The following is a 14,967-nucleotide window of genomic DNA, read 5'->3' as shown; positions in this document are numbered from 1 at the left end:
CTCAGGGTGAACATGCGGAGTCCTTTGCAGCACCGTGCGCACGGCTCACGGTCGGATAGCCCATCAGCTCGGGCAGGGTAAGCATGGCGGCAAACCATCCGAGGCTCATGACGTGTTCCACCGGCAGTCGATAGAGTGCAAATCGGTTGGGTACCGACCGCGGATTGGTTCCGCAGATGTAGCTGCAGGCGGCGAGATATCCGGCGGCTTCGGCCGCCGCCATGACCGGTTCGTCAAATGCCAGATCACCCCCAACCGGGTACGACAGCAGCTGCGCAGGCATGCCGAGTTCGCGCGCTATCGCGACGCGCGACTGCACCAGCTCGCCCACCATTTCCGCGTACGGCAACTTCGCCAGCATGTGGTGGTGTACCCCGTGCGAACCGATCTCGAAGCCCGCCGCATGCATCTCGCGCAGCTGGTTCCAGCTGATTGGACGGCAGTCTGGATGACTGCGATCGCGCGGCATCTGCCAATCCTTTTCAAGACGGGTGATCAGCGCCGACTGACTGGCCGCTGCGATGCTCTTCATAATGCGCAGCACCTGACGCGCAAGTTCCCTGCGTTCAGTTCGCGTCGATGGCATGGTCACATCGATACCCAGCTCAGGCAGCACCAGGCGCGGAACCCTGGCAGCGAGAATCATGTGCACCAGCCAGTCATACGCGAAGGGCTGGCCGCTCTCGACATGTCCGGTGGAGACAAAAAACGTTGCCGGAATATCAAACTCGCGCAGAATCGGATAGGCCACCCTGTAGTTGTCATCGTAGCCGTCGTCGAACGTTATAACGACGGCATTGACCGGCAGGCGCTTGCCGGACTTCAGTGCAGCGACGACGTCGCTCAGCGCGGTCGGATGAAAGTGCCGCTTCAGCAGTAGCATCTGTTCACGAAATTTTGCGGCGGACGCACTGACCAGATCGAGATCGAAGTCGAACGCGTTGGTGTCCGGCACCGTCAGCACACGGTGGTACGCCAGAATGCGTAAATCCTGGCGCGCCAAGGCTCGGGCTTTCTGCATGATTCTCAGCAGGCCGGTGCGATAGCAGAACTCGCCAAGCCGCGTACGAATGCCCGGTCGCTCGATCCCGCTCTCTTCGGTGATCAACAAGATGCCGCCCTCTGGCAGTCGTCGGGAAAACCTGGTCGCTGCTGCGCGGCAAAATCGACCGATGCCCGGGACATCACGGTCATCTCAGCCAAAACCCAGCAGGCGGCGCAGGCGCCTGCCAAGCGAACCGGCTTTCGATGCCGATGTATCCATACCGGCACCGGGCGTCTCCGGCAACTCCATCGCCAACGATGCCAGTGTGCCGGTGGCGATCTCCAGCAAGTTAAGACGCACGCCGGTTTCGCGACGCACCCGTGCGGCCATCTCCACAGCCAGCAGCGAGTGACCGCCGACGTCGAGAAAATTGTCGTGTGGCTGTACTGCATCGGTGCCGATGAGCTCGCACCACACCGTAGCCAGGTAACGCTGCCGCATATCGACGATGCGTGGCGCACTGCTCTGCTCGGCATCGGCGCTGGCCACTACCACCGGCGCCGGCAGCGACTGGCGATCGACCTTGCCGTTCGGCGTTTGCGGCAGCGCCTGCAGCACGATCAGATGCTGCGGCTGCATGTAGCCGGGCAAGCTGGCCACCAGCTGCGCGCGCAGCCGCGGCAGCAGGGTCGCTTCCGATTCATTCGACGCGGCGTACAGCACCAGCCGGCGATCGTGCGCGGCGACATCGTAGGCCGCGGCGACGCAGTCGGCGACTGCCGCCTCTTTGCGCGCTATCGCTTCGATCTCGCCCAGTTCAATGCGGAAGCCGCGAATCTTGACCTGAAAATCGAGCCGGCCCAGATGCTCCAGCGTACCGTCGGGCAGCCAGCGGCCGCGGTCTCCGGTGCGATACAGCATGGCTGCGGCGTCGCTGGCAAAACCGCCATCGGCAAAAGGATTGGCGATGAATCGATCGGCGGTCAGCTCCGGTCGACCGTGATAGCCCCGCGCCACACCGGCGCCGCCAATGCATATTTCGCCCGGCACGCCGATCGGGCAAAGCTGATGCTGCGCATCGAGTATCCAAACGCGGGTATTGGCTATCGGCGTGCCAATTGAAACGCCGGTTTCGGGATGCTGCACGCGCCAGCAGGTGGACCACACCGTGGTCTCGGTTGGTCCGTAGAGATTCCACACTTCGTCGCAGCACGCCAGCAGCTCGCTCGCCAGATCCGGCGCCAGCGCCTCGCCGCCGCACAGCGCGCGGAATCCCTTGCGGCCTTTCCAGCCCGACTGCAGCAGCACACGCCAGGTAGCCGGCGTCGCCTGCATCAGCGTGGCGCCGCTCGCCGCGATCGACGCGCCGATAGTCTCGCCGTCGAGTGCATCCTCCCGACGCGCCAGGATCACCTCGGCCCCGACGCTGAGCGGCCCGAACAGTTCGAGCACGGCGATATCGAACGACAGCGTGGTCACTGCCAGCAGCCGATCATCGCTGCGCAGGCCGGGACGTTCGATCATGCTGGTGAGAAAGTTCACCACCGCGCGATGCGGAATGTCCACGCCCTTGGGCTGGCCGGTGGAGCCCGACGTATAGATCACGTACGCGGTGGACTCGGCCGTGGCCATGTCGGCGTCGGCCTCCAGACGTGCCGCCGGCAGGGCCTGGAGTGCTTCACCCAGACGGTCGAGTTCGAGCACCGGCACCGCGTGCCCGGCGAATCGTGGCGCCAGCGCGTGCTGGGTCAGCAGCAGCGCAAGACCCGCATCCTGGATCATGTAGGTGGTGCGACCGCTCGGAAAATCCGGATCCAGCGGCACATAGCCCGCGCCGGCCTTGAGCACGCCAAGCAGGGTTGCCACCATGTCACGGCTGCGATCCAGCGCGATGCCGACCAGCGCACCGCGGCCGACCCCGTGCGAGCGCAGCAGTCGCGCCACGCGGTTGGCTCGCGCATCGAGCTCGGCGTATGTCATGGACTCATCGGCGCAGCGAATGGCCACGCGCAGCGGCGTGCGATCGCACTGCACCTCGAACATCGTGTGCAGGCGCTGATCGGGCAGCGGAACCGACGTGGCATTCCAGCGATCGAGACACTCCCGTTCGTCCGCCGCCAGCAGTTCCAGCGTGGCTACCGGCTGCTGCGGATCGGCCAGAGCCGAAGCGATCAGCGTTTCGTAGCGGCCGCAAAAACGCGCCGCCGTTTCAGCCGTAAAGATGTCCGTATTGTAGGTAAGCCCGCCCAGCAGGCCCTGCTCCTGCTCGATAAACCACAGGCCGATATCGTCGGCGGCACCGTGCTGGAACAGCGGCAGATGCTCGTGCTGCAGATTGCCCCAGGAGCGGCTGCGCTGGCGCACGTCCTGAAACGAGAACATGGCCTGATAGATCGCCGGACGGCTGTCATCACGCGGCAGCTTCAGCGACTGCACCAGAGTTTCAAACGGAACGTCAGGGCTGGCGAAGGCGTCGAGCACCACGCCGCGCACGAGCTGCAGCACGTCGAGAAACGACGCGCGCGGGTCGACCTGCACCCGCAGCGGCAGCGCGTTGACGAAGAAACCCATGATCGGCTCCAGCTCCGCCGCGTCGCGCCCGCGCACCGGCGTGCCCACCACCACCTCGAGCTGCCCGCTGAGCCGGGAAAGCAGGATGTAATACGCGGTGAGCAGCACCATGAACGGCGTCGCTTCGCCACGCTGACCCAGCGCGCGCACGGCCTGAACGCTCGTGCTCGGCAGGCGTATCCATTCGGTAGCACCGGCGCCAGACATACGGGCCGGCCGCGGATGATCGATCGGCAGGGCCAGCGCTTCGATGTCGCCGGACAGCCGCTGCTTCCAGTGATCCAGCTGGCGGGTCAGCTCGTCACCGCGCATCCAGTCGCGATGCCACGCCGAAAAGTCGGCGTACTCCACCGCCAGCGGCGCGCGTGACGGCGGCCGGTTGGCGCAGAACGCTTCGTACGCATGCGACAGCTCGTCGTACAAAATGTCGAACGACCAGCCGTCCCAGATGATGTGATGCGTCATGAAGAAGAACACGTGCTCGTGTTCGTCCAGCCGGAACAGGCGCACGCGGAACAGCGGCGCCACGGCGAGGTCGAACGGCTCGGCGGTCAGCGCATCGAGGCGGCGCTGCAGCTCCGCTTCGCGTTCGATCACGGGCAGGCTGGAGAGATCGATGGCCGGCAGCAGGCTGACCTCGACGGCGTCGTGGATGCGCTGGATCGCCGACGCTTCATCCGGCTCGATCGAGGTGCGCAGAACCGGCTGACGTCGTACGGTCTCGCGCAGCGCATTTTCGAACGCGGCCTCGTTCATCGGCCCGCGTAGGCGATGGGCCGATGGCGTGTTGTAAACCACCCGGCCGGGGTTGAGCTGTTCGATGTACCACAGGCGCTGCTGCATCAGCGACAGCGGCGCACGCTGGCGCTCGGCCAACCGCGGAATGACGCGTTGCGGCGTGGACGCCGCGCTGCTGCCGCGAATCTCGGCGGCGAGCCTGGCCACGGTCGGCGCTTCGAAGATGGTCCGGATTGGCAAGGTCATACCCCTATCGCGACTGAGCCGCGCGGCAAGTTGTGCCGCAAGCAGCGAGTGCCCACCGCGTTCAAAGAAGTTGTCATCGACACTCAGGTCGACGCAGCCCAGCGCCGAGGCCATCGCGTCGGCGATCTGCTGCTCCAGCGCATCGCGTGGCGCGATACGCACGGCGTCGCTTGCAGTAACGGCGAACGGCGCCGGCAGACGCTGGCGGTCGATCTTGCCGTTCGGTAGTAGCGGCATGGCCTCCAGCACGACGACATGCTGCGGAATCATGTAGTCAGGCAGCGCCTGGCGCAGGGCATCGCGCAGCGTCGCCTCCTGGATCGGCGCACCGGCTGCTGCGACGACGTAAGCCACGAGGCGCGCGTCACCGGCAACCTCTTCGCGCACCATCACCAGCGCCTGCGCCACCTGCGCCGAACTGACCAGATGCGCCTCGATCTCGCCCGGCTCGATCCGAAAGCCGCGCAGCTTGATCTGAAAATCGACCCGGCCCAGATGCTCGATGGTGCCATCGCCGAGCCAGCAGCCGCGATCACCGGTGCGATACAGACGCGCGCCGGGCACACCGTCAAAGGGATTGGCCACGAAGCGTTCGGCGGTCAGCTCGGGACGATGACGATAGCCAAGGGCGACGCCGGCGCCGCCAATCCAGATTTCGCCGGGAACGCCGATCGGGCAGAGCCCGCGCTGCTCGTCCAGCACCCAGACCGTGGTGTTGTCGATCGGCATGCCGATCAACATGCGCTGCGAGGCGCGGTCGACCCGGGCACAGGTCGACCACACCGTGGTCTCGGTCGGGCCATATAGATTCCACAGCGCGCAGCCGCCGCGCAGCAGCTGCGCAGCCAGATCCGTCGCCAGCGCCTCGCCGCCGCACAGCGCGCGAAAATTTTCGTCGCCCCGCCAGCCCGACTGCAGCAGCATGCGCCAGGTCGCCGGCGTGGCCTGCATCAGCGTCGCACGGCTTGTCGCGAGCAGGCTTGCGAGCGCGGCGCCGTCCATCGCCTGCTCGCGCGTGGCGAGTATCACCTCGGCACCGACGCCGAGGGGACCGAACAACTCGAGCACCGCGATATCGAAAGACAGCGTGGTCACCGCCAGCAGCCGGTCATCGGCGTGCAGGCCCGGCCGCTTGATCATGCTGGCAAGAAAATTGACGACGGCGCGGTGTGGAATCTCCACGCCCTTGGGCTGACCGGTGGAGCCGGAGGTGTAGATCACATAAGCGATCGCATCCGTGGCGGTCGCCTCCGTGGCGATGGCGTCATTGACGAGCCGGGTGACGGGCATCGCGTCGAGCTCGGCCGCCAGATGATCCAGCGCCAGCACGGGGCGGCCGCGCAGATCAAAGCGATCCACGTGCGCGCTTTGCGTCACCAGCACGGCGAGGCCGGCGTCGCTGACGACATAGTTCAGTCGATCCACCGGAAACCCGGGATCGAGCGGCACATAGGCGGCGCCGGTCTTCAGCACCGCAAGCACGGTGGCGAGCATGTCGACGCCGCGGTCGAGCGCAATGCCGACCAGCGTGCCGCGATGCGCGCCGTGTTGGCGCAGCTGATGCGCAATGCGATTGGCGCGCGCTTCGAGCTGGGCGTAGCTCAGCGCGTGATCGCCGCAGCGTACGGCGGCGCGGTCGGGCGTGCGATCGCACTGCACCTCGAACAGCTCGTGCACGCCTAGGCGCGTGTTGAACGGCGTTGGCGCGGGCTGAAACGCCAGCAGCTCCCGGCGCATGGCTTCGCCGACCAGGGGCAGCTCGCCGATGGGCGACCCGGATCGCTCGACCGCCGCGCGCAGCAGGGTCTCGTAGCCTGCCAGCCAGCGGCCCACGGTGGCTTCATCGAACAGCGCGGTGTTGTACTGACACTCCAGCCGCAGCTGGCCATGCTCCTGCACGGCGTTGATGAACAGCTCGAAATTCTCGTAGCGGCGCGCGGTGCTGGCAAAGCTCATGCTCAGCCCCGGAAACGTGGTGGCTTCCAGGTCCAGCGCCTGATCGATATTGAACAGCACGCTGACCAGCGGCAGCCGGCTCGGATCACGCGGCGTACCGAGTTTTTTCAGCAGCGTGCCGAAGGTGTACTGCTGGTGTTCGATCGCATCCAATAATGTGTCGCGCGATGCATCAAGCAGCTGCGTGAACGGCGCGGCCGGGTCGATCGCGCAGCGCAGCGGCAGCAGGCTGACGCCGTGGCCCACCAGATTGTCGTGACCATCCACCGCCTGCGCGGCAGCGGGAATGCCGATAACCACGTCGTCGGCGCCAGCGACGCGCGCAAGGACCGCCGCAAAACCGCCGAGCAGCGTCGCAAACAGGCTGGCGCCGCGCTGCGCGCCGAGGCGCTTGATCGCGGTCGCCAACGCGGCGTCCAGCACGTAATCGATGCGCGCCGAAGCAAACGAGCGCAGCGCCGGCCGCGGTCGATCGGTTGGCAGGTCGAGTACCGGCGCACCATCGGCATAACGTGCGAGCCAATAGGATTGATCGATGGCCAGCGCACGCTGGTCGGGATGCGCCGCCAGCTGCAGCGCATAGTCGGCAAACGATTCGGCCGGCGGCAGCCGGGCCGCTTCCCCCACGCCTTGCGCGGCATAGAGGGCAGCCAGCTCGCGCACGATCACCCACCACGACCAGCCGTCGCAGATGATGTGGTGCGCGGTGAGCAGCAGGGTGTGATCATCGACGCCGCGGGTGACCAGCTCGCTGCGAAACAGCGGGCCTTGTTCCAGGTCGAACGGCGTTTCCACCGTCAGGCGCTGGCGCTCGGCGAAGGCAACGTCCTGTGCCGCAGAATCGAGCGTCGTCAGATCGGTTTCATGCCAGGCGAGTTCGACGCTGTCGAAAACGCAGAACGTTTCGCCATCCGGGCCGAAGGTTGCACGCAGCGCATCGTGGCGATCGACCAGTGCCTGCAGCGCCGCGCGCAAGGCCGCGTGATCCAGCGCGCCGTGAAAGCGCAGGGTGACCGATTCGTTGTACGCCAGCGAGGCTTCCACGCCGAGTTTGGCGGCCAGCCATAGTTCGCGCTGCGCCTCGGTGCTTGGCACCACGCGCGTCATCGCCACGGCAAAGGGGTCGTAGTCGACCTCGGTCAGGGTCGATGCGGGGGATTCGTTGGGATTCACGCGCCAACCTTCAGAAATTTGCCAGGCTGTTCGGGGTTGGGGACGAACCAGCATGGACGTCCATCCGGTTCACGCCCGAGCCGCGCGCCGGGCACCGGCGGCTGGCTGGCGTCCATCACCGTGCGCGGCGTGGCGGCGTGGCGCGGCAGGAAGTCGTACTCCTGCAGCTCCAGCACCGAGTCCTTGTAGGCTTTGGCAATCGCCACGAAATCCGCTTCGCTGTGCGCGGTGGTGAAGAAGCATGGAAAGTTGTCGAGAATGTGGATGCCGCGGCTGCGCATCATGGCGAACAGCAGATCCTGCAGCGGATGATCTTCCAGAAACTGGGTTTTCCACACCGAGGCAAACTGCTTGATCGCGATGGGCGCGCCGACGTCGCGGCAGAACGCGTTGAGCTCGTCCGTCATCGCCGCCACGCGCACGTTGAGTCGTTCCTGCAGCGCCGGGCCTTCTGCCTTGATGTGTTCCAGCACGGCCTTGGCCGCGGCCAGCGCCAGCGGATGGCGCACAAACGTGCCTGCGAAATAGGTGACGCCGACGGTGGGTATCGAGTCGTCGCCAAACTGCCAGGCGCCGCCGTCGAGCGCATCCATGTATTCGCGCTTGCCGGCGATCACGCCGATCGGATAACCGCCGCCGACGACCTTGCCATAGGTGGCCAGATCGGCCTGGATGCCGAACATCGCCTGCGTGCCGCCAGGGTGCGCGCGAAAGCCGGTGACGATCTCGTCGAAGATGCACAGCGTGCCCGACGCCGTGGTGATGTCGCGCACCTCTCGCAGAAACTCCACCGGCTGAAAATCGGCGCGGCGGCTCTGCACGGGTTCGATCAGCACGGCGGCGAGTTCATGCGCGTGCTCGCGCAGAATCTGCAGCGACTCCGGCGTGCCGTAGTCGAGCACCATCACGTGCTCGGCCGTGTTGCGCAGAATGCCTGGCGCCGCCGGCACTGCGCGCTGCTTGCGGGTGCCGCGCACGATCACCTCATCGACGATGCCGTGGTACGAGCCGGTGAACAGCGCGATCGTGCTGCGCCCGGTCACCGTGCGCGCAATGCGCAGCGCGCCGAGCACGGCTTCCGAGCCGGTGTTGCACAGGGCCGCGCGATCGTGGCCGGTGATTTCGCACACCAGCTTGGCCACTTCGCCGGAGAGCGGATGCTGCGGGCCGATTTCGTAACCCAGATCGAGCTGGCGGCGCACCGCGTCGAGCACAAAATCCGGCTGCCAGCCGAACAGGCTCATGCCGAAACCGTTCAATGCATCGATGTATTCGTTGCCGTCCAGATCCCACAGCCGCGAACCCTTGGAGCGCTCGATCACGATCTGGTAGATGATCTCCTTGAGCATCGGCCGGAAGCCGTTGACCACGCGCGGATCGGCCATGTGCGGCCGGTGCGCCTCGGTGTACTGCTTGGACTTCCGCGTGCGCGCCACGTAGCGTTCGATAAAACGATCGAGCTTGGCCTGCTGGCGTTCGGTGAGTTCGAACTTGCCGTTGTCGATGCGCGCAATGGCGCCGAACGCTTTCTTGATGTCGTAGCGGGTGTGCGCCAGCGCGGCCTCTTCATCGACGGCCGGGGCGGCCACGGTTGGCGATGGCGATGCCGCAGCCACGGGCGATGCGGCCACCGGCGTGGTTGCCGGAGAAATGGCAGCGACGGGCGCGGCGCTCGTGCCAGCCAGCAGCGCCAGCTGCTGCGCCATCAGCTGCATTTGCTGGTCGATCACCTGCTGCAGATAACTGCCCTCCCTGCTGCTGAGCGCGGTCGCGATCGGCGGGTGGCTGGACGGCGCGATGACCGGCGCGGGCGCGGCCGCTTCAGCGGGCAGCTGCGCGTCCAGCAGCCCGGCGAGCTGATCGAGGCTCGAATAGTCGGCCATCAGCTGGCGGAAAGTGATCTTGAGCGCGAACACCTTGGACAGATGCATGGCCATCTGCGTCAGCATCAAGCTGTCCAGGCCCAATTCGATGAAGTGTGTGGCAGCGTCGGCGTCCGCCATATCGATGCCGGCCACATCCTCGAACGCGGACTTCAGTTCGGCGATCAATCGCGGCCGGCGATCGACGGCGGGAGTCGTGGCTGGGGACATCGCGGAATCCTCGATACGTGTCGGCGCGGCCGGCAGCGCCGGCGCGGGATGAATGACGGTAGCCACGGTGGTCGGTCTCGCCACCTCGACCCAGTAGCGCTGCCGCTCGAATGGATACGTCGGCAGCAGCAGCCGCTGACGCGACTGGCGACGATCCAGCGTGGCGACATCAAGCGCCACGCCGCGGCACCAGAGCTGACCGGCGGCGTGACGAAAAGCGGCGACTTCGTTGGCTGGCGCATCGCCCAGCGACGCCACCGGCATCACCGCGTGACGCGGCGAGCCAAGGTGCTGCCGGGCCAGCGTGGTCAAGGTTGCGCGCGGGCCGACTTCCAGCAGCACGCGCGAGGGTGCATCGAGCACGCGGCCGAGCGCCGCTGAAAAGCACACCGGCCGACGCAGATGCTCGGTCCAGTAATCGTCGGAGACGGCCTCGTCGGCGGACAGCCAGTCGCCGGTCGCGGTGGAAACCAGCGCGAGCTGCGGCGGCTGGCGATTAACTTTTTCGACCTCGGCGCGGAACGGCGCCAGCACCGGGTCCATCATCGCCGAATGAAACGCGTGCGAGGTCTTGAGCGCTCGACAGGCGATGCCGTCGGCTTCGAGCTGCTGCTGGAATGGAGCCACGCGATCCGGCGGGCCGGCCACCACGCACGCGCCCGGCGCATTTTCCGCCGCCAGCGACAGTCCGCTCGGCAGACACGCTTCCAGTGCGGCCCGCGACAGGCGCACCGACAGCATGCTGCCGCCCGGCTGCGCCTGCATCAGCGCGCCGCGCCGCGCCACCAGATGCAGCGCATCGCGCAGTTCGAAGACGCCGGCCAGCGTCGCGGCGACAAATTCACCGACGCTGTGACCGATCATGGCCACCGGCGTGATGCCGAGGCTCATCCAGAGTTTGGCCAGCGCGTACTCGATTGCGAACGTCGCCGGCTGCATGACGGCGGTGGGCAGCAGCGCTTCGGCATCGTCGGCAAACACGCGCTCGCGCAGATCGAAGCCAAGCGCCTCACGCAGACCGTCGGCGCAGACATCAAATGCCGCCCGAAACGCGGGCTCGCCGGCATACAGCTCGCGGCCCATGCCCGCGTACTGCGCGCCCTGCCCCGGGAATAGAAACACCACGTCGCTCGGGCGCGCCGGATGACTGCGCGCTACCGCGGCCGACATGTGCGTGCCGTTGAGCTGTGCCACGGCAGCCTGCACGTCGTCGGCAACAACCGCCACGCGATGCGCAAACGACTTTCGACCGATCGCCAGCGTCCAGGCCACGTCGGCGAGGTGGGTGTCGGGCCTTGCCGCAAGATGCGTGGACAGGTTCGCCACAGCGGCGGCCAGCGCCGGCACGCTGCGCGCGGACAAAAGCAGCAACGCCGGTCCGGCCGCGACATCCGACGGCGGCAATGGCGGCGCCTCTTCCAGCACGATGTGCGCGTTGGTGCCGCCGACGCCGAAGGAACTGACGCCGGCGCGACGGGCTTCGCCGGTCGCCGGCCAGTCGGTCAGCTGATCGTTGACCACGAACGGCGACTGCGCGACATCGATGACCGGATTGGCGGCGCGAAAATGCAGCGTCGCGGGAATTTTTTTCTCGCTCAGCGCCATTGCCGTCTTGATCACACCGGCAACGCCTGCGGCGGTAACCACATGCCCGATGTTGCTCTTGACCGAGCCGATGCGGCAGAACGCGTGGTCGGCGGTGCCGCGGCGAAATGCGCTGGTCAGCCCTTCCAGCTCGATCGGATCGCCGATCGGCGTCGCCGTGCCGTGCGCCTCCACATAGGAAATGCTGCGCGCGTCGACCCGTGCGTCGGCGTGCGCCATCGCCACCACGGCGGCCTGCCCCGCGCTGCTGGGCGCCATGAAGCTGGCCTTGCTGGCGCCGTCGTTGTTGACCGCGCCGCCGCGGATCAATGCAATCACCGGATTGCCATCGGCCATGGCATCGGACAGCCGCTTGAGCAGCACCACGCCGGCGCCATCGCTGAATACGGTACCGCCGGCATCGGCATCGAAGCTGCGCGTGTGGCCGTCCGGCGACAGCATCGTGCCCTCCTGCGCGAGATAGCCGCTGCGCGGCGGGCAGTTGATCGATACGCCGCCGGCCAGTGCCATCTCGCAGCGCCCGGCCCGCAGCGCATCGACGGCCTGGCAGATCGCCACCAGCGAGGTAGAGCATGCGGTATTCAGACTGATCGCCGGACCGGTCAGATTCAGCCGATGCGCGACGCGCGTGGCGAAGAAATCCTTCTCGTTGGCCAGCATTACCTGGAACGCGCCGAGCTTGTCGATCAGGTCCGGACGCGTGAGCAGATGCTGCTGAAAATACGTGGCGTTGTGCATGCCGCCGAACACGCCGACCGGCCCGTCGTGCGCGTCCGGTATCTGGCCGCCGCGCTCAAGACAGTCCCAGCACAGCTCGAGAAATATCCGCTGCTGCGGGTCCATCAGTTCGGCTTCGCGCGGCGGAATACCGAAGAACGCGGCGTCGAAATTCTCCACACCGTCGATGACACCTCGCGCTGCGACATAAGCCGGATCGTTGCGCAGATTGGCCGATATGGCGCGGTCGAGTCGATCCGCTTCAAAGAAAGTGATCGACTCGACGCCAGCACACAGGTTGCGCCAGAACATATCGACATTGCTTGCGCCCGGGAATCGCCCGGCCATCGCGATGATCGCGATTGGCTCATCGCCTGTCGAACGGTTGCCGCGGGCCATGCGAACATCGATATGGGGATGGGCTCCGCCGTCGTTGATGATCGCAGCCAGTGCGGCCGCTGTGGGCGCGCCGAAGAACGAGATGATCGATGGCGATGAGGGAAATCCACGGCGCATCTGCGCCACGGCCGACATCGCCAGCAGCGAGTTGCCGCCGAGTTCGAAAAAGTTGTCGTCGCGCCCAACCTGATCGAGCACCAGCAGCTCGGCAAACAGATCGCATATCTTCTGCTCGATCGCGCCAACCGGGGCGACGTAAGGCAGCGCCAGCTCCGCCCGTCTTTGATTCGGCGCCGGCAGCGCGCAACGATCAAGCTTGCCGTTGGCGGTTACCGGTAGCGCATCCAGCTGCATGTAAATCGTCGGCAGCATGAATTCAGGCAAGTAGCGAGCGAGCTGCGCGCGCAGATGCTGCACGGTGATCGCCTCTTCGACGGCATGGCCGTCAACCGCGTAATACGCCACCAGACGCCTTTGTTCCGGCCGATCCTCGCGTGCAAGCACCGCGCAGACGCGCACGCCGTCAATACGTTGCAAAGCGGCCTCGATTTCACCGAGCTCGATGCGATAGCCGCGAATCTTGACCTGACCATCCGCGCGGCCCACGAATTCGATCACGCCCTCGGGGAGCCAGCGCACGAGATCGCCAGTGCGGTAAAGACGCTCGCCCGGCGCTACCGCAAGACCGGAAACGAATCGCTCGGCAGTGAGTTCGGCACGCGCCAGATAGCCGCGCGCCACGCCCGCGCCGCCAATGAACAGCTCGCCGATCACGCCCACCGGAACGGCGTCGCCACGCGTGTTCAACACGTGCAATGTGGTGTTCGCAATCGCTCGGCCGACAGGAATGGAGCGAACGCCGGCCATCAAATCACGCGGTATCGGATACGTCGCCGCGAAGGTGGTGCATTCCGTCGGGCCGTAGCCGTTGATAATCGTGGTGTCCGGGAGCGCCGCGTAAGCCCTGCGCACGTGTGCGACCGATAAGGCTTCGCCGCCGATCAGCAGTTGCGCCAGGCCACGCAGATCACGCGCATCGCCATCCACGATGGCGTTGAACAGCGCGGCCGTGAGCCAGGCGATCTGCACGCCATGTTGCTTGATGGTGGTGGCCAGACCAAAACCGCTGGGAATGCGCTCGTTGTGAATCACGCAGGTGCCGCCGTTGAGCAGCGCGCCCCACACCTCGAAGGTGGACGCATCGAAACCAAGCGGCGCAGCGTGCAGCACGCGCGGCTGCCTGCCAAAGTTCACATAGCGAACATCGCGCACCAGCCGGATGATCGAACGGTGTGCGATCTCGACCCCCTTCGGCGTGCCGGTAGAGCCGGAGGTATACATGACGTAGGCCAGCGACTCGCCATCACGCGCAGGCAAGGTGAGAGATCCTGCGCGATTTTGCAGCTGCTGAAGCGAAACCCGGCGCGCGGATATCCCCTCAATTTCCCCCGCATTGTCCGGTGCAATGACGACGCCCGCACGCGCATCGTTGATCGTGAATACGAGCCGTTCCGGCGGATATGAAGGATCGAGCGGCAGGTAGGCCGCGCCCGCTTTCAGGATGCCCAGCATTGCCACGATGGCGTTTGCCGATCGCTCGATCAGCAGAGCTACCGGCGAACCGGCAACCACGCCCATCGCCAGCAGACCCACCGCCACGCGGTTGGCGCGGGCGTCGAGTTCGGCGTAACTCATCTCGCCATTGGACCCGACGATCGCCGCATCCCCTGCGTGCTGTCGTGCTACCTCGGCAAACAAGCCGTGCACGCTGTCTTGCGGATTTCGCGCGACAGTCTTGGCCTGCCACTCGCTGGCCATGCGCCGACGCTCGTCGGCGTTGATGGCCCAAATGTCTTCGAGATGCCCTGCGCACGAAAGACCCTCGAGAACCGCCGCCAATCCTTTCGTCAGCACGGCGACCATGCCAGGATCGAACTGTGCCTGGGCAAATGCCGCACTCAACAGCACGCGTTCGCCGCACTCGATCGACCACACCAGGCCCGGAGCAACGGTATCCACAGGCCCCGCGGCAACGTCGGATACCCACGTACCGATGACGCTGGGAGGCGGGCCGGCTGCGCCCGGACTCGTGGGCGCCTGCCCGGCACGCGCGCTATCGATGAGCCAAGCATCGACTGCACCACCGGCGGGAATCGCGAAAACCGCCACGCCCGTCCGTGAATCAGCCGACTGAATGGCGATCTGCGATTCGCCGGTCAATCGCGATTCAAGCAACGCCAGCGCAGCGCGTCGTACTGACGCCGCAGAGATACTCAGACGATTGGCACGGGTTTCAATCGATACCCAGATCGAACCGGCCAGCTCCCAGGAAAAGTGGCCCGACGCCAACACCTCGGTTCCGATGTCCTCGCGCACGAGCACATCGAGCAAACAGGTACGTGTGACCGCAGCATCAGGCCTATGGCTGAGTGGCCCTGTCATGGTCAGGCTCTGTGGCATCCTGACGGCACGCGGGTCCGCGAC

The 14,967-nt window shown here is 66.0% G+C and carries 3 protein-coding genes; all 3 read right to left on the bottom strand.

Features of this window, described 5'->3' with window-relative positions; all coding sequences use genetic code 11:
* Position 1: 1 nt before the first annotated feature.
* The 3 genes from ACDK93_RS02840 to ACDK93_RS02830 all read right to left on the bottom strand — a co-directional run bounded on the left by ACDK93_RS02840 (position 2) and on the right by ACDK93_RS02830 (position 14,925).
* Positions 2-1,111 carry a polysaccharide deacetylase family protein gene (locus ACDK93_RS02840; protein ID WP_458071077.1) on the bottom strand — a complete coding sequence of 370 codons (1,110 nt, stop codon included), beginning with the start codon at positions 1,109-1,111 and terminating at the stop codon, positions 2-4.
* A gap of 84 nt (positions 1,112-1,195) precedes the next feature.
* Positions 1,196-7,669 carry an amino acid adenylation domain-containing protein gene (locus ACDK93_RS02835; RefSeq protein WP_458071076.1) on the bottom strand — a complete coding sequence of 2,158 codons (6,474 nt, stop codon included), beginning with the start codon at positions 7,667-7,669 and terminating at the stop codon, positions 1,196-1,198.
* Entirely contained in the window at positions 7,666-14,925 is a 7,260-nt protein-coding gene (locus ACDK93_RS02830; protein ID WP_458071075.1) for a hybrid non-ribosomal peptide synthetase/type I polyketide synthase, read from the bottom strand. The genes ACDK93_RS02835 and ACDK93_RS02830 overlap by 4 nt, the downstream gene beginning before the upstream one ends.
* Between the last annotated feature and the right edge of the window lie 42 nt (positions 14,926-14,967).

It is taken from the genome of Rhodanobacter sp. BL-MT-08, from assembly GCF_054161255.1.
Note: the sequence above shows the minus strand (reverse complement) of the source record. Positions and strands in the feature narration are given on the sequence as shown.

What these genes read in the sequence shown, in the direction of transcription:
- ACDK93_RS02830 (WP_458071075.1), bottom strand. Translation starts at nt 14,925, where the DNA reads ATGACAGGGCCACTCAGCCATAGGCCTGATGCTGCGGTCACACGTACC.